14 protein-coding genes and 9 tRNA genes are annotated in these 14,684 nt (G+C 43.8%); 3 read left to right on the forward strand and 20 right to left on the reverse strand.

Features of this window, described 5'->3' with window-relative positions:
- Nucleotides 1-946 precede the first annotated feature (946 nt).
- Nucleotides 947-1,342 (forward strand): DUF2391 family protein, encoded by a 396-nt coding sequence (locus AB4185_RS00005; protein ID WP_017060180.1) that lies wholly within the window; start codon nucleotides 947-949, stop codon nucleotides 1,340-1,342.
- A gap of 344 nt (nucleotides 1,343-1,686) precedes the next feature.
- On the opposite strand, the gene AB4185_RS00010 is transcribed toward AB4185_RS00005, so the two are convergent.
- The 13 genes from AB4185_RS00010 to mutY form a co-directional block, all read right to left on the reverse strand.
- A tRNA-Asn gene (locus tag AB4185_RS00010) sits at nucleotides 1,687-1,762 on the reverse strand.
- Nucleotides 1,763-1,791: 29 nt separating this feature from the next.
- Nucleotides 1,792-1,867, reverse strand: a tRNA-Thr gene (locus tag AB4185_RS00015).
- A 36-nt stretch (nucleotides 1,868-1,903) separates the two neighbouring features.
- Nucleotides 1,904-1,979 (reverse strand) — tRNA-Asn (locus AB4185_RS00020).
- Between the two features lie 24 nt (nucleotides 1,980-2,003).
- Nucleotides 2,004-2,079 (reverse strand) — tRNA-Thr (locus tag AB4185_RS00025).
- A 56-nt stretch (nucleotides 2,080-2,135) separates the two neighbouring features.
- Nucleotides 2,136-2,211: transfer RNA gene (locus AB4185_RS00030), tRNA-Phe, on the reverse strand.
- A 235-nt stretch (nucleotides 2,212-2,446) separates the two neighbouring features.
- Nucleotides 2,447-4,072: a methyl-accepting chemotaxis protein gene (locus AB4185_RS00035; RefSeq protein WP_372134640.1), complete on the reverse strand. Its 1,626-nt coding sequence runs from the start codon at nucleotides 4,070-4,072 to the stop codon at nucleotides 2,447-2,449.
- A gap of 382 nt (nucleotides 4,073-4,454) precedes the next feature.
- Nucleotides 4,455-4,530 (reverse strand) — tRNA-Asn (locus tag AB4185_RS00040).
- 56 nt (nucleotides 4,531-4,586) lie between these two features.
- A tRNA-Phe gene (locus tag AB4185_RS00045) sits at nucleotides 4,587-4,662 on the reverse strand.
- A gap of 7 nt (nucleotides 4,663-4,669) precedes the next feature.
- Nucleotides 4,670-4,745: transfer RNA gene (locus AB4185_RS00050), tRNA-Thr, on the reverse strand.
- Between the two features lie 74 nt (nucleotides 4,746-4,819).
- A tRNA-Phe gene (locus AB4185_RS00055) sits at nucleotides 4,820-4,895 on the reverse strand.
- Between the two features lie 103 nt (nucleotides 4,896-4,998).
- Nucleotides 4,999-6,132: a membrane-bound lytic murein transglycosylase MltC gene (gene mltC, locus AB4185_RS00060; protein WP_372134642.1), complete on the reverse strand. Its 1,134-nt coding sequence runs from the start codon at nucleotides 6,130-6,132 to the stop codon at nucleotides 4,999-5,001.
- A gap of 69 nt (nucleotides 6,133-6,201) precedes the next feature.
- Entirely contained in the window at nucleotides 6,202-6,474 is a 273-nt protein-coding gene (locus AB4185_RS00065; protein ID WP_010435637.1) for an oxidative damage protection protein, read from the reverse strand.
- Nucleotides 6,475-6,502: 28 nt separating this feature from the next.
- The gene (gene mutY / locus AB4185_RS00070; protein ID WP_372134644.1) at nucleotides 6,503-7,564 is read right to left on the reverse strand and encodes an A/G-specific adenine glycosylase; all 1,062 of its coding nucleotides are present in this window, start codon (nucleotides 7,562-7,564) and stop codon (nucleotides 6,503-6,505) included.
- 165 nt (nucleotides 7,565-7,729) lie between these two features.
- On the opposite strand from mutY, the gene trmB reads away from it, so the two are divergent.
- Together trmB and glsB are read left to right on the forward strand one after the other, a co-directional pair.
- Complete coding sequence (gene trmB, locus AB4185_RS00075) at nucleotides 7,730-8,449, forward strand: tRNA (guanosine(46)-N7)-methyltransferase TrmB (protein ID WP_008223608.1); 720 nt, start codon at nucleotides 7,730-7,732, stop codon at nucleotides 8,447-8,449.
- Nucleotides 8,450-8,798: 349 nt separating this feature from the next.
- On the forward strand, nucleotides 8,799-9,719 hold the full coding sequence (gene glsB, locus AB4185_RS00080; RefSeq protein WP_372123725.1) for a glutaminase B: 921 nt from the start codon (nucleotides 8,799-8,801) through the stop codon (nucleotides 9,717-9,719).
- Nucleotides 9,720-9,843: 124 nt separating this feature from the next.
- On the opposite strand, the gene hemW is transcribed toward glsB, so the two are convergent.
- From hemW to AB4185_RS00115, 7 genes are all read right to left on the reverse strand, one after another.
- On the reverse strand, nucleotides 9,844-11,031 hold the full coding sequence (hemW, locus tag AB4185_RS00085) for a radical SAM family heme chaperone HemW (protein WP_017062248.1): 1,188 nt from the start codon (nucleotides 11,029-11,031) through the stop codon (nucleotides 9,844-9,846).
- Nucleotides 11,031-11,630, reverse strand: a complete 600-nt coding sequence (locus AB4185_RS00090; protein ID WP_017062247.1) for an XTP/dITP diphosphatase — start codon at nucleotides 11,628-11,630, stop codon at nucleotides 11,031-11,033. Before AB4185_RS00090 ends, hemW begins: the two co-directional genes overlap by 1 nt.
- A gap of 48 nt (nucleotides 11,631-11,678) precedes the next feature.
- A complete protein-coding gene (locus AB4185_RS00095) occupies nucleotides 11,679-12,110 on the reverse strand; it encodes a DUF4426 domain-containing protein (RefSeq protein WP_017062246.1) in 432 nt (143 codons plus the stop codon).
- A 28-nt stretch (nucleotides 12,111-12,138) separates the two neighbouring features.
- Complete coding sequence (yggU, locus tag AB4185_RS00100) at nucleotides 12,139-12,429, reverse strand: DUF167 family protein YggU (protein ID WP_102427900.1); 291 nt, start codon at nucleotides 12,427-12,429, stop codon at nucleotides 12,139-12,141.
- A gap of 29 nt (nucleotides 12,430-12,458) precedes the next feature.
- A complete protein-coding gene (locus AB4185_RS00105; protein ID WP_017067798.1) occupies nucleotides 12,459-13,016 on the reverse strand; it encodes a YggT family protein in 558 nt (185 codons plus the stop codon).
- A gap of 57 nt (nucleotides 13,017-13,073) precedes the next feature.
- Nucleotides 13,074-13,892 (reverse strand): pyrroline-5-carboxylate reductase, encoded by an 819-nt coding sequence (gene proC / locus AB4185_RS00110; protein WP_108209503.1) that lies wholly within the window; start codon nucleotides 13,890-13,892, stop codon nucleotides 13,074-13,076.
- 78 nt (nucleotides 13,893-13,970) lie between these two features.
- Complete coding sequence (locus AB4185_RS00115; RefSeq protein ID WP_017062243.1) at nucleotides 13,971-14,675, reverse strand: YggS family pyridoxal phosphate-dependent enzyme; 705 nt, start codon at nucleotides 14,673-14,675, stop codon at nucleotides 13,971-13,973.
- Nucleotides 14,676-14,684: the final 9 nt, after the last annotated feature.

Below are 14,684 nucleotides of genomic sequence, written 5' to 3' on the forward strand. Positions count from 1 at the left end.
TTTACTTTAATTGGTATTACACAAAAGATTTTCCCGTAGCCCACAGCTCTTAGCTCAGGTGTTCCCCAAAACCAACTCATGATTAGGACTACATCATTTCTGATTCCAGCTGTGAGGTGACTCGAGCATGATTTCAAACGTATGTAGCTTTAAGTTTAGCATTCAGATACTCGAACCATACGCGCTGTAAGTTAGATTTATGAGACTGAACTGACCCCTTATTAATACTTTGAGTTATAAAAGCCTTACACCCCATCCTAATTACTCTGCGCTGTAGATGTTTCCTTTATTAAGTGAGTGGCTCTCAGTATTAGTTAACAGCCTTTCGTCTACGAAATCTGACTTCTGCTCTATCTGTGAATCTATAGGATACGTGTAATTAGGGCTCTATCATGGAGGCTTCTGCTAAGAGCGCTATAGCCCTTAATGAGTCGACTTAATAGCTCTTATTATACATTCAGCTTAAACCACTCTCGATAGCATCAAGCGCTTTGTTAGAAGCATTTCAAAGGATGGAAGCGGAGTAGATTCAGCTTGAAAGGTGAGAGTTGTTAGGTTGCGTTCCAAAGTGGTGCTGGAGGGATATGTAAGTTAAGACATAGAGTGTCCCTCGTATCCGTATCTACACGTGCAGGGAGGTTCTTCCCCCAACTGATTGTGATGTTCTCTGGTTCTAGGGGATGGTAATTTAGGATGTTTACCGGTCTCTCTTCGATTCTGATGTGCTTGTTGACTCGATATGAATTAGTTGTGTCGACAACTTTGCTCAGAACATGTTGATTTCTTGCTGGTTAGTTCAAGCTATGTTTTGGTTATTGCGACTAAGATGAAGCTAGAAGGTCACTACTGTTTGCTTAGTAGAAATAAAAATCCCCCAAATCATTGGCGGATAGTTTTGTGATTCTTTTCAGAATTAGATAAAGCCTTAAACCTAATGGGTCGAATTATGAAATTGAGTTTTAACTTTGAAGATGCGAGCCAGATCTTTGTGGGATCTTTTGCCTTGGCCGTGCCGATTTCTTTTTCTGAAGAGGCTTGGAAGTTAGGGGAGACTTTACCTACCGCTAATCTATTGCTGCTATTTTTACTGTCTGCGGTGTTCTTAGGCTTCTATACGTATGAGAGTGTCTTTCAAAAAGATGTTGTTGCTCGGTTGCCGGTGTTTATTTTCAGAATAGTGATTGCTTATGTTATGACGGCATTGGTCGTTGCTTTGGTACTGACTTGCCTGGACAAATTACCTCTATTGAGTGATCCCGTCGTATCGATCAAAAGAGTGATTGTTATTTCAATGCCAGCCTCTATGGGCGCTATTGTAGTGGATAGTTTTGATAAAGAGTAATCTGTGTATCAATTTGGATTGAAGTGTCTTACAGAGCTTTTCAGCGCTTACTTGATTCGTTATTTAGCTTTCTTACCTCCAAACTTAGTATTGATTTTTTCAACCGATCTCCTAGTCAATAAAATGAGTAGCAACGTACTGTGACTGACTCTTACGTGAATGTGTCGTTTGTTGTTGGGAGATTTTGAAGAGCATTAAGTAGCGAAGATTTGTAGCTTTGGAAGGATATAAAAACGGTTGGTTTCTGAATTGAATATGGTATTTGAAAGGTGAGGGTAGTTGTATTAATAAGTTAGGATCTTTAGATGCAAAAAAGCCGCATCAATGATGCGGCTTCTTTTAATTGGCTCCCCTTGCAAGACTTGAACTTGCGACATACGGATTAACAGTCCGCCGTTCTACCAACTGAACTAAAGGGGAATTGATTGTTTAGTCTCTAATCAAGAGAATGGTGCCGACTACCGGAATCGAACTGGTGACCTACTGATTACAAGTCAGTTGCTCTACCTACTGAGCTAAGTCGGCATCATGAATCAAAAAGCTTATGCTTGATGATTAACTTGGCTCCCCTTGCAAGACTTGAACTTGCGACATACGGATTAACAGTCCGCCGTTCTACCAACTGAACTAAAGGGGAATTATTCTTAAAGCTTTAAAGAAATGGTGCCGACTACCGGAGTCGAACTGGTGACCTACTGATTACAAGTCAGTTGCTCTACCTACTGAGCTAAGTCGGCACATAATATTTCTTTGTGCTTTACTGTTGTTGTCTAAGACACCAACAAATAAATTGTGGTGCCCGGAGGCGGAATCGAACCACCGACACGAGGATTTTCAATCCTCTGCTCTACCGACTGAGCTATCCGGGCGACGAGGTGTATTAAACGTGTTTTCGCGTTCTGGGTCAACATTAAATTGCAAAAAAAGTATCGTTTGATGTTTTTCTATACTTAGTGGGTTGTTTTTGCTCATTTGGGGTGAAAAACCTAGGTCTAGCATGCCCTAAAAGATAGTAAAACTACGGTTAACTACACTGAATGGGCGCCGAAATAAAAAAAGCACGTATGAAAACGTGCTTTTTTATTTGAAAATTTTCTAGGGAGTTTAGTGTTTTACTTCAAACCTATTAACCCAAGCTTCTAATTCGTTGGAAAGAGAGGCAAGAGTTTGGGTGCTGTTATGACTTTCTGTTACGACATTGCTCAGTTGGTTACCGCTCTCTTCGATCATATTGATACGCTTCGATATATCATCGCTCACCTGAGTCTGCTCAGCGGCCGCTGTTGCGATTTGATGACTCATTGATGAAATGGACTCTAATGCGACAACAATCTGTTGTAGTGCTTCAGAGGCGTTTTGAGACTCTGTTACGGTGCTTTCACTGGTCGCGGCACACACTTCCATGGTTTGAATTGCGTTGCGAGATCCCTCTTGAAGGTTATTAATCATTAATTGGATTTCTTTTGTGCTCGATTGTGTTCTGCCTGCAAGGTTACGAACCTCATCTGCTACAACAGCAAATCCACGACCTTGTTCGCCAGCTCGAGCTGCTTCAATGGCTGCATTTAGTGCCAATAGGTTAGTTTGCTCCGCTATATCACCAATCACATCCAATACTTTTGCAATGTTGTTTACATCGTTATCTAGGTTAGCGACAGCTTCGCTTGCTGTGCCTAGTTGGCCTGCTAAGCCTTGAATGTTATCTACTGTGTTGTGAATGAGTTGTTGGGTATGCTGGCTCTGTTTGTCGGCCTCGTCGGTGTTGCGCGCGGTATCGCTAGCTGAAGCAGCTACGTTATTGGCTGAAGAGGCCATCTCGGTCATTGCTGTCGCGATCATCTCTGTTGATTGCTGTTGGGTGTCTGTCAGTTGACCAATTGACCCAGCGCGATCTTCTACGCGCTGCAGTTCGCCTCTTAATGCCAGCATTGAAGCGTCAAGGTTTGATACTAGCTCAGCCAATGACTTACTCATTTGTTGTACGGCGTGATAGATACTGCCGTCAATTGCCTGAGTTTCGAAAGAGGTTTGAATTCGACCTTGTGCTACGGCTTGTACTGCTTCTCGTACGTCTTTAGGTTCGCCGCCAAGAAGCGCTAGCATGCGTTTAATGGATACAATTAGGCTCGCCAGAATAAGACCAGCAATCACGACACAAAGGAATAGCTGCCATTGAGCAGTAGACCAAAAACGAGCGTTAACTTCATTGAACCCGATACCAGTGCCGACAACCCAACCCCAATGTGGCGTTTTCTCTGCAATAGACAGTTTTTCTTCAATCGTTCCATCTGGCAGTTTTTGTGTCCAGGTGTACTCAATGATCTCGCCAGTACGATTACCAAGTACTCTTTGGATTAGCTGCCCAACACTATTGCCGTCGCCATCTTTAAAGTCGTTAAAACTGGTTCCGTGCAGTTGAGGATCTAATGGTGTCGCGATAAACGTCATGTTCTCATCGGCTACGTAAACATATTCATTATCTTTATAGATGTTGTTGCGTAGAAGGCGAGTAGCTAGTTGCTTGGCTTGCTCTTCTTCTAGTGTGCCATCAATCGCCACTTTTTCGACTTCAGTAAGAATGCTGTATGCGCTCTTAAACAGCTCTGTTACGCGAGCTTTGTTGTCCATGTTGCTAGCAACTCTTAAGGTCCATAAGCCTGTAGCCGTCAGTGCTAGCAGGGCGATCAAGATGATGCCCGATAATAAGTAAGCTTGCGTTTTTAGTTTCATATTTCCCCGCGCAGCGATTCAATAATTAGTATTAGGTATAATTCATCGAATCTTAATCTAAGTGGTGTAAGGCAGATATTAGAAAGACATCAAAGTATGATAGGGATTAAATTTTCGAAGAAAAAAAAGTAACAGAACTTGGTTCTATTTGTTTTAATGTGAATATTAGCGGGTCATGAACTTTATAAGGCGTTGGTTCTGTTGTAGTGGATATGCTTTATAGAACTTAGAATCAACTGCTGTAGTAAGAGTACTAAAAGGAGATAACTCAATTTATCGAGACTGATTAAGAGTTAGTGAGGAGCTGATGTGTATATTGAATAGAGTTTGTTTTTGTTCAAACGAAAAAAAGCCAAGTCTTTCGACTTGGCTTTCTTGAATGTGGCTCCCCTTGCAAGACTTGAACTTGCGACATACGGATTAACAGTCCGCCGTTCTACCAACTGAACTAAAGGGGAATTATTTGTGTCAACATCAGGTCTATAAAGACCATTATTTGTTAAGCACCAAATAATGGTGCCTCGAGGCGGAATCGAACCACCGACACGCGGATTTTCAATCCGCTGCTCTACCGACTGAGCTATCGAGGCAAAAGAATGGTGCCGACTACCGGAGTCGAACTGGTGACCTACTGATTACAAGTCAGTTGCTCTACCTACTGAGCTAAGTCGGCACACTAAATTCTTTATGCTTTTGTCCGTGTTGTTACTCCCTGTTAAAGAGTGTTGACACCAACAAATCAAATTGTGGTGCCCGGAGGCGGAATCGAACCACCGACACGAGGATTTTCAATCCTCTGCTCTACCGACTGAGCTATCCGGGCAACGGAGCGCTATTAAACGGATTTTCTGCATAACCGTCAACTCCTTTTTTGAAAATAACTAAAAAAACCGTTCGTTCGTTGTTTTTTTATTCAAAAGTGAGGGTTATGTTTTACCTTGGTTAAATTCTTTTTTGAATTGCGTTACTTTTTCGAGGTATCGGCGCGACTCTTTATTTGGATGCTTCTTGGTAAGCGCCCAGTAGGCTTGGCTCGGTTGCAGCGAGTTTAAGTCTTGCATTGCTCGCTTTCTGTCCTTACTGAAGGTATTGAGTACGCCACCAGTACCGCCGTTATAGGCTGAAATCATACTGTATTCAAGCGTTAATGGGTTTTTTACGTCTTTCAAATAACGATTTTTAAGGATGTAAAAGTATGCGGTGCCAGCATCAATGTTGTTTTCTGGATTGAATAAGTACTCAGGGCTTGGTTCACCAGGTTTCTTTTTGACGTGTTCAAATACATCTCGACCAGCGGTTTTAGGTACCACCTGCATAAGACCATAAGCATTAGCCCAGCTTACGGCGTACGGGTTGAAGCTACTCTCTGTCTTGATGATAGCGTAGATTAAATCTTCAGGGATGTCATAACGCTGAGACGCTCGTCGAACGATGTTGGCATATTGATAACTACGCTGGCTAGCGTGGTCGGCCACCATTGGGATTTCAACGTAGTAGGCTTTTTTAAAGTCGACTTCTTTGGTTTTTAGGTTATTCGCGATCAGGTAATCCGCAAACTGGTTCGCTCGCCAAGTCCATTGAATGGGCTTTTTTTCTTGGTCTACGACCTGATTATAGAGGAAAGGTTTGCCTTCTAGCTTGATGCTTTTAGAAGAGAATAGATCGACACGCGCCGGATCATCTGGCGTCAAAAGGGTCGTCATGATCGCATTTTTGAGGTGTTTTTTCGGTTCGGTAGAGGAAACCGTTTCCACCGTTATCAGGCCTTGGCTAAAATTCACTTCTGAACGACTTAAGTAATTATCTATGTATTTCACATAGTTACTCTTACCTGCTATCTTGATTTCACTGCTACCCCAACGTTTTTGAATGTTGCCTGAAAAGCTATCTATTAATGAATCTAGCGCCCCGGTATCTTTTTCAAATTGTCCGGGTAGCTCAGCTAAATTCTTCACAAACCGGTTGGTTGGCTCGTAATTGACATCATAAATGCTTTCGACAAATTCACGGCTGCAGCCAGTTAATAACATGGCTGTTAGGAAGTAACTTAGCTTTTTCATAGTTCCTCATACAAAAATGACATCGCAGCGTTAACCATGATGTCATTAAAAATTGCTTAAATAAATGTCTTATTCGCTTGGTGGAGTATAGCCATCAATTACGACATCTTTACCTTCAAAAAGGAAGTTAACCATCTCAGTTTCAAGAAGTTTACGATGCTCAGGATCCATCATGTTTAGCTTCTTTTCATTGATAAGCATAGTTTGCTTGCTTTGCCATTGTCCCCAAGCTTCTTTAGACACGTTGTCAAAGATACGCTTACCTAAGTCACCTGGGTAAAGTTGAAAATCTAGGCCTTCAGCATCTTTTTGAAGGCGAGCACAAAATACAGTGCGGCTCATAGTGGTTCCTCTTATCGCGTTCGTTGATTCAAACGTCGTCGTTCAGTTCAAAGGGTAGGCTCTCAATAAGCTGCTTTACAGGAGCGGCTAGGCCAATTTCTTCCGGTTTTGATAAGTTATACCAGAGACCTTTAGCCCCTTCCATTATCAAATCTGGTTGTTTATCTAATTTCACTAATACTGGCGTGATATCTAAGTGGTAGTGGCTGAAAGTGTGTCTAAACGCAATCATGGTCTTGATCGAATTGGTTTGAGTGTCTTTGATCGAACGAAGATCTAGTTGATGTTCGATCTCTGCGTTTTCATTTTGAGGGAAACAAAACAATCCGCCCCAGATACCAGATTGAGGGCGCTGTTCGAGCCACACTTGGTTGTCGTGATACAGAATCACAAACCATGTGTCTTTTACTGGCTTTTCTTTCTTAGGCTTTTTGCCAGGGAAGTCGAGCTGTCTATCGAGCTTCTTGGCCTCACACATGCTTTCAATCGGGCACAAGGTGCACTTAGGCTTGCTACGGGTACAAACCATGGCACCCATGTCCATCATTGCTTGGTTGTACTTATCGACATCTTGCTTTGGGGTATGTGCTTCGGCGTGTGCCCAAAGCTGGTTTTCGACTTTCTTTTGCCCCGGCCAACCTTCAACGGCAAAACTTCTCGCAAGCGTTCGTTTTACATTGCCATCAAGAATCGCATGAGGAAGTTTATGAACCGATGATAAGACGGCTGCTGCTGTTGAGCGACCAATCCCCGGTAGCGCGTTCATCTCTTCGATAGACAGCGGAAATTCACCACCATATTGCTCAGCAACGATCTTGGCTGCTTTATGTAGATTGCGAGCTCGTGCGTAATAACCAAGCCCTGTCCATAAGTGGAGTACCTCATCTTGTTCGGCGTTCGCTAGGTCGATAACCGTTGGAAAGCGTTCTAAGAAGCGTTGGTAGTATGGAATCACCGTAGCAACCTGAGTCTGCTGAAGCATGATTTCAGATAGCCAAACGGTGTAGGCGGTTTTGTTTTGTTGCCAAGGCAATTCTTTACGCCCGTAGGCGTCATACCACTTTAATATGGCGGTTGCGAAAGGAGTCACGACATGCTCTATGCTTTGCTATTATTAGAAGCGAAATTGCACCACACTTAACGTTGGATGTAAAACAGACAAATTGTGTGGGAATTTATCCACGGAAAGACTTGCACCGGAGGCAATTCTTTGGATAATCCCCGCTTTGATTAATCAATGTGCAGGCAAAAATCAATGAGTGAAGTGACCACTAACGAATATACTGAAGACGGCAAACTGGTTCGTAAGATCCGTAGCTTTGTTCGCCGCGAAGGCCGCTTAACAAAAGGCCAAGAGAACGCGATGAATGAATGTTGGCCAACAATGGGTATCGACTACAACCCAGAGCTTCTTAACTGGAAAGAAGTATTTGGCAACGATAACCCGGTTGTACTAGAGATTGGCTTCGGTATGGGTGCATCACTGGTTGAAATGGCAAAGAACGCACCTGAGAAAAACTTCTTAGGTATTGAAGTTCATAGCCCGGGTGTTGGTGCGTGTTTAGGTACAGCTCGCGATGCTGGCGTAACTAACCTGCGTGTAATGTGTCACGATGCTGTAGAAGTATTTGAACACATGATTCCAGATAGCAGCCTGCATACACTGCAACTGTTTTTCCCTGACCCATGGCACAAGGCTCGCCACCACAAGCGTCGTATCGTTAAAGCTGAATTCGCTGAAATGGTTCGTGCTAAGCTACACCTTGAAACTGGTATTTTCCACATGGCAACTGACTGGGAAAACTACGCAGAGCACATGATTGAAGTAATGAACGTTGCTCCAGGTTTTGAGAATATCGCTGAAGATGGTGATTACATTCCTCGCCCGGATGAGCGTCCACTGACTAAGTTTGAAGCTCGTGGCCATCGTTTAGGTCACGGCGTTTGGGATATTAAGTACAAGCGTACTAAGTAATTCTGAACCTAAACAAATGAAGGTGAGGTTTGATTAGGATCTTAACCTTACACTTTGTGGGATTGATAAAAGCCAACATTATTGTAGTGTTGGCTTTTTTGTCCTTAGGCTTTTATTTCAGTAAAGGCTTAACGACAGAAAGTAATACCAATCACAGTAAGTAAGTGATCAGAAATAGCGTAGGAAAAAGGCTTGAGAACAAGGCAGCATTTTTCGATAAGTAGTTACTCTACAATCAAAAACTCTAACGCAGTTATCGAGCATTTTAACAAGCTAGAGTGAGCTGTTATTTACTACGATTGGTATATGTTACATCCCTACAAAAATAACAATATAGAAGTAAGCACACATGAAACCAACTCAAGCTATTTTGGCCGAGATCTTAGAAGAAGTTAGCCCTTTAATTGGTCAGGGAAAGGTCGCTGATTATATTCCTGCATTAGCGCGTATATCGAACCAGAAACTGGCGATTGCGGTGTACACCAATGAAGGAGAAGTGATTCAAGCTGGTGATGCAGAGGAAGCCTTCTCTGTACAATCTATCTCTAAGGCTTTGAGTTTGACGTTAGCAATGGTGCTCTATAAGCCGGAAGAGATTTGGCAAAGAGTAGGCAAAGAGCCTTCTGGTCAAGCCTTTAACTCGATGATTCAGCTTGAGATGGAGTATGGTATTCCCCGCAACCCGTTCATCAATGCGGGGGCAATTGTCGTTGCAGACCTACTACAAAGCCGCTTGTCTGCGCCTAGGCACCGCTTGTTAGAGTTTGTGCGTCAGTTATCGGGTGATACTCATATTGTGTATGACAAGGTGGTAGCGGCTTCAGAAATGATGCACAGCGATCGTAATGCTGCCATTGCTTATTTGATGCGTTCATTTGGTAATTTTGAGAATGATGTTATCCCAGTTCTGAATAACTACTTCCACGCTTGTGCGCTTAAAATGACGTGTGTGGATTTGGCAAAAACCTTTAGCTATTTAGCAAACAAAGGCGTGTCGGTTCAAACCAAGAAAGAGATCATCACGCCAGTTCAAACCAAGCAGTTGAATGCTTTGCTTGCGACGTGTGGCTTGTACGATGGGGCTGGTGAGTTTGCCTACCGTGTTGGTATGCCAGGAAAATCGGGCGTTGGTGGCGGTATTATTGCTATCGTTCCTGGCGAAATGACGATTGCGGTGTGGTCTCCAGAGCTTGATCCTTCTGGCAACTCGCTCGCAGGTACTAAGGCTCTAGAGTTGCTTTCAGAGCGAATTGGTCGTTCTATTTTCTAAGAGAAAGATTCGAGCACGGACGTTGTCCTATAGAACGCTTCGCTCCGAGAGAGGGCTATAAAACAAAAAGGGTTGACCCTAAAGCCAACCCTTACGCAATGCTTCTCGAATCTCGAATCTCGAACTACTCGTCTTCTTCTGCCATAAAGGCTTCTAACAGATCATTGAGAAACAGCTTTCCTTTTTCAGTGATCTGCCAGTGAGTGTCGGTTTCCTTCAAGTAGCCTAGCTCTTTTGCCCATTCAATCGTTTTTTGAATCGAGTCAAAACCAAGCCCTGTCGTATCAATGAAATCCTGCTTTGGACATGCTTCCATTAACCTAAAGCGGTTCATGAAAAATTCAAAAGGGCGGTCTTCATTCGGCACTTCAAATTCATCTGATAGATAAGGTTTTACCATGTTTTGGTACGCAGCTAGATAGCCTCTAGGGTGCTTAACCTTAGTGGTACGAACAATGCGTCCATCTGTAAAGCTCAGCTTGCCATGAGAGCCACAGCCAATACCTAGATAGTCACCAAAGCGCCAGTAGTTGAGGTTATGTTGGCACTGATATCCCGGCTTGCTGTAGCCTGAAATTTCGTACTGCACATACCCTGCGTCTGCGAGCTTCTTATGGCCTAGGTCGAAGATATCCCAAAGGTCATCATCATCAGGCAGCGTTGGTGTTTTGTAATAGAACATGGTGTTAGGTTCTATTGTTAGCTGATACCAAGATAAGTGCGGAGGGTCGAGTTCTATCGCTTTATCCAAATCAGCCAACGCTTGTTCAATACTCTGATCGGGTAAGCCGTGCATTAAGTCTAAGTTGAAACTATTCAATCCAATCTTATGCGCTAAATGAGCGGCATTTACCGCTTCATCTTGACCATGAATACGCCCAAGTCTTTCCAGTTTCTCTTGCTCAAAACTTTGCACACCCACCGAGATTCGAGTAATGCCTGCCTTTTGGTAACCTGCAAAACGCTCAGCTTCGATAGTTCCCGGGTTGGCTTCCATGGTGATTTCTATTTCAGGTTTGAACGGGATGCGCTGTTCAATGCCTTGTAACAATCGGCCAATTCCTTCAGGAGAAAACAGGCTTGGGGTACCGCCACCAATAAAGATCGAATGCAGTGGGCGAGGCATACCATTGAGCTGATATTTTTCGATATCAGTATCGAGATCCTCAAGCAGTGCATCGATGTACTCTTTTTCAGGGATCTCGGCTTTCAGAGCGTGAGAGTTAAAATCACAATACGGACACTTTTGTACACACCATGGGATGTGTACATAGAGGCTAAGTGCGGGTGGTATTAGCGCTGCATTGTGCATTACAGAGCTTGCTCCTTGAGAGTCTTGAATAGTGACGCAAGCGCTTTACCACGGTGTGATAGTTGCTTCTTACGCGAAGATTCAAGCTCTGCTGAGGCGCAGTTATCTTCTGGTACAAAGAACACAGGATCGTAGCCAAAGCCATTCTCACCGTGTTCTTCAGTAAGAATACGACCTTCCCATTTACCGTGACACACTAGAGGTGTTGGATCATTCTCGTGACGCATTAGCACCAACACACAGTGGAAACGCGCAGTACGCTTTTCAGTTTCGACACCTTGCATCGCATCTAATAGTTTTTTGATGTTCTGCTTATCGGTTGCCCCTTCACCTGAGTAACGCGCTGAATAGATACCTGGCGCACCATTTAAGTAATCAACCTCTAAACCTGAGTCGTCAGCAATGGCTGGCAGCCCTGTTTCTTTCGCTGCGTGGCGAGCTTTGATGATGGCATTTTCAATGAAAGTCGTTCCTGTTTCAGCGACTTCTGAAACGTTAAATTCACTTTGCGCGACAACGTCAAAACCAAACTCAGACAGAATATCTGCCATCTCGCGAACTTTACCTTGGTTGCCTGTTGCTAAAACAATCTTACTCATGGGAATGTAGCTCTAAATAAGTTAATAAATGAAAAGTAAGGTTTGAGCTTACTCTTCTATATAGAATTTCTGTGTGAAACGCAGTGGACCAGTGCCTTTTAGGCCTGCGTTCACATCGATGTCGAAGGTGATGTTTTCTTCGTGAGTTACGGGGAACTCAGCAAGGTAATAAATCGCATCGCCTTCTTTGATTTCTCGAAACTTCAAAGTACGGGTGTTTCCAACGAGGTTCTTCGCTGTTCCCGTAATTTTAGCCGTTGTCGCAGGCTTGCCTAGAGAAGCCTTGTCTAACACGCTGATGTTGAGGATTGCTGAGTATCCATTTCGCTTAAGTTTGTATTGCTTAGCGACTTGCGAAGTTAAGAACGTGGAATTAAAAGCCGAGTAATGAACCTCGACATCCTTAATGTTCTTAAATTGCCCTGCTGAGCTTGGTAAGGCAACAAGAGCGGTGAGTAGTGCTGTTATCCATAAACGCATAATGACTCCAATAAATAGCAAAAAGCCATCATAGGATGGCTTTGACTTCAGTTGGGATTTGGCTTGGCGAGCATATTCGAACTTGCTTGTGCCTACCGAGATCTCCCTTTTCTATCTTAATTTGCCCTTTTGCGACCTTAAACTGTTTCGCAAGGTATTTCGCTAAGTGGGCGTTGGCTTTGCCATCTACTGGTGGAGCAGTTATGGCAATTTTGAGTTCCTCACCATGCAAGCCAACAATCTTGTCTCGGCTTGCTTTGGGTTGGATATAGAGCCTAAGAAGAATATCGTCTTCCTCGGCCCAAACCGCTTTTGGCATCGTCAAAGTACCTGATGTTTGTACTTGAACTATAGCTGATACCAAATAGGGCCAATCATGTCGCCCATTAGGAAGTTCGCAAATTGCAGAACAATGAACAGAACCAGTACGCTTAGGTCGAAACCACCCATGTCCGGAAGGATACGGCGGATAGGCACTAGCATTGGTTCAGTCAGTTGATGGAATACGTACTCGATTGGACTACGACCTTGGCTTACCCAGCTTAGGATTGCACGGATAAGTAGAACCCAGAAGATCAAACCACCAGCCGCTTTGAGCAAAGATAGTGCACCAAAGATCAGGAAGCTGATATCGAATACAGCTGCGCCGCCAGAGATAATCAGGTTTAGAGCAACGAACTTAAGTACACACAGCACATAAGCGAAAACAACGGTCGCTAGATCAAGGCTGCCGATTGATGGAATAACTCGGCGCAGTGGGGCAACAACTGGTTGTGTCGCTTTTACGATGAATTGTGAGAATGGGTTGTAGAAATCTGCACGTGATGCTTGTAGCCAGATACGCAAGATCACAACCATGATGTAAAGATCAAAAACGGTCGAGATCAGAAAGCTCATCGAGTTCATATTGTTTCCTTTTTCGGATTTACTTGCCGCTTAGATATAACCCGAGCGACAAAATGCTTAAAACAGTTTTTCCATCTCTTCAGCTCGAGCGACCGCCGCTTGCATGGCTTTGGCTACGATGTCTGATAGTTGATGTTCATTGAACGTGCGCAATGCTTCTGCAGTTGTTCCGCCTTTTGAAGTCACTTGTTCACGCAGTGTCGATAATTCAGTATTTGGATTCGCTACCACCATCTCTGCCGCGCCTAATGCAGACTGCTGCACTAATTTACGAGCGGTTTCTTGGTCGAAGCCTTGGTTGATTGCCTCAACTTGCATCGCTTCCATAAACAGGAAGAAGTAAGCTGGAGCACTCCCCGCCGCCGCAATGATGTTGTTGATTCCAGACTCTTGTTCAACCCAGCTCACTTCACCTACAGCTTGCATCAGCTGAGATGCAAAGTCTTTATCATTTTGGCTGACCGTTGAATCGGCATAAAGACCGCTCATTCCTTTACCTAGCAGTGATGGCGTGTTTGGCATCACACGAACAAGGTTCAGTTGGCAGTTTAACATCTCATTGAGTCGATTCGCATTAATACCCGCAGCAATGGAGATAACCAGTTTGTTGCTAAAGTCGATGCTTTGTAAGGGTTTACATACATCAGCCATCATCTGTGGTTTCACTGATAACACAACAACGTCTGCTTTTTCAGCTGCGGCAATATTATCGCTGGTGGTATTGATGCCGTATTCTTGTTCTAACGGCAGTCTTCTGGTTTCTGAAGGTGCTGTCGCAGTAATCTTTTGCGCTGGGTAACCACTAGCAACTAAGCCAGCTACAATTGAGCGAACCATGTTTCCCGCCCCAATAAAGGCGATGTTCTTATGTACCATATATAAAATCCTGAGCGTGTCGCTGCGCGGATAAGGCGAAGCGGTATCAATACTTGTACTTGTCGTTACTTACTACGGCTATTTCGCGTAATCACGAGCGCCGAAAATAGCTGTTCCAATACGAACCATTGTGCTGCCAGCCTCAACTGCTGCATCCATATCACCACTCATCCCCATCGAAAGGGTATCAATGTCTGAATACTTCGCGGCTAGCTTGTCTTTAAGCTCTGCCAGTTGAGAAAATGCATTAAGCTGAGATTGATAGTCAGATACGTTTGCAGGAATCGACATCAATCCTCTTAAGGTGAGGTTGGGGAGCGATGAAATCAACTCCGCGAGTGCAAAAACTGTCTCTTCTGAGGTTCCAGATTTGGACTCTTCACCACTGGTGTTTACCTGAATCAACACTTGCAAAGGTGGAAGTTCGCTTGGTCGTTGATCATTAAGCCTTTGTGCGATCTTATCGCGATCGACGGAATGCACCCATTGAAAGCTTTCCGCGATTGGGCGGGTTTTATTGGATTGAATTGGACCAATAAAATGCCACTCTAAATTTAGGTTAGAATGTTGTTCTGAAAAGTGTTTTACTTTATCTACACCTTCTTGAACATAGTTTTCACCAAAGGCAACTTGGCCTCCGAGTGCGGCTTCTAGAATCGCATCAATAGGTTTAGTTTTGCTGACGGCTAAAAGTTGCACGGACTCTGGAGCTCGTCCGCACTTTTGCTCAGCACTACGAATCTGTGAGGTGATTTGTTCGATATTTTGTTGAATACTACTCATAGCTGACTT

The sequence above is a fragment of the Vibrio sp. 10N.286.48.F5 genome, assembly GCF_041469785.1.
Classification (GTDB): Bacteria; Pseudomonadota; Gammaproteobacteria; order Enterobacterales; family Vibrionaceae; genus Vibrio; species Vibrio crassostreae_C.

Excerpts from the sequence above, each read along its gene's own strand:
- AB4185_RS00005 (WP_017060180.1), top strand. The coding sequence starts at position 947 with ATGAAATTGAGTTTTAACTTTGAAGATGCGAGCCAGATCTTTGTGGGA.
- AB4185_RS00035 (WP_372134640.1), bottom strand. The coding sequence starts at position 4,072 with ATGAAACTAAAAACGCAAGCTTACTTATTATCGGGCATCATCTTGATC.
- mltC (WP_372134642.1), bottom strand. The coding sequence starts at position 6,132 with ATGAAAAAGCTAAGTTACTTCCTAACAGCCATGTTATTAACTGGCTGC.
- AB4185_RS00065 (WP_010435637.1), bottom strand. The coding sequence starts at position 6,474 with ATGAGCCGCACTGTATTTTGTGCTCGCCTTCAAAAAGATGCTGAAGGC.
- trmB (WP_008223608.1), top strand. The coding sequence starts at position 7,730 with ATGAGTGAAGTGACCACTAACGAATATACTGAAGACGGCAAACTGGTT.
- glsB (WP_372123725.1), top strand. The coding sequence starts at position 8,799 with ATGAAACCAACTCAAGCTATTTTGGCCGAGATCTTAGAAGAAGTTAGC.
- hemW (WP_017062248.1), bottom strand. The coding sequence starts at position 11,031 with ATGCACAATGCAGCGCTAATACCACCCGCACTTAGCCTCTATGTACAC.
- AB4185_RS00090 (WP_017062247.1), bottom strand. The coding sequence starts at position 11,630 with ATGAGTAAGATTGTTTTAGCAACAGGCAACCAAGGTAAAGTTCGCGAG.
- AB4185_RS00095 (WP_017062246.1), bottom strand. The coding sequence starts at position 12,110 with ATGCGTTTATGGATAACAGCACTACTCACCGCTCTTGTTGCCTTACCA.
- yggU (WP_102427900.1), bottom strand. The coding sequence starts at position 12,429 with ATGCCAAAAGCGGTTTGGGCCGAGGAAGACGATATTCTTCTTAGGCTC.
- AB4185_RS00105 (WP_017067798.1), bottom strand. The coding sequence starts at position 13,016 with ATGAACTCGATGAGCTTTCTGATCTCGACCGTTTTTGATCTTTACATC.
- proC (WP_108209503.1), bottom strand. The coding sequence starts at position 13,892 with ATGGTACATAAGAACATCGCCTTTATTGGGGCGGGAAACATGGTTCGC.
- AB4185_RS00115 (WP_017062243.1), bottom strand. The coding sequence starts at position 14,675 with ATGAGTAGTATTCAACAAAATATCGAACAAATCACCTCACAGATTCGT.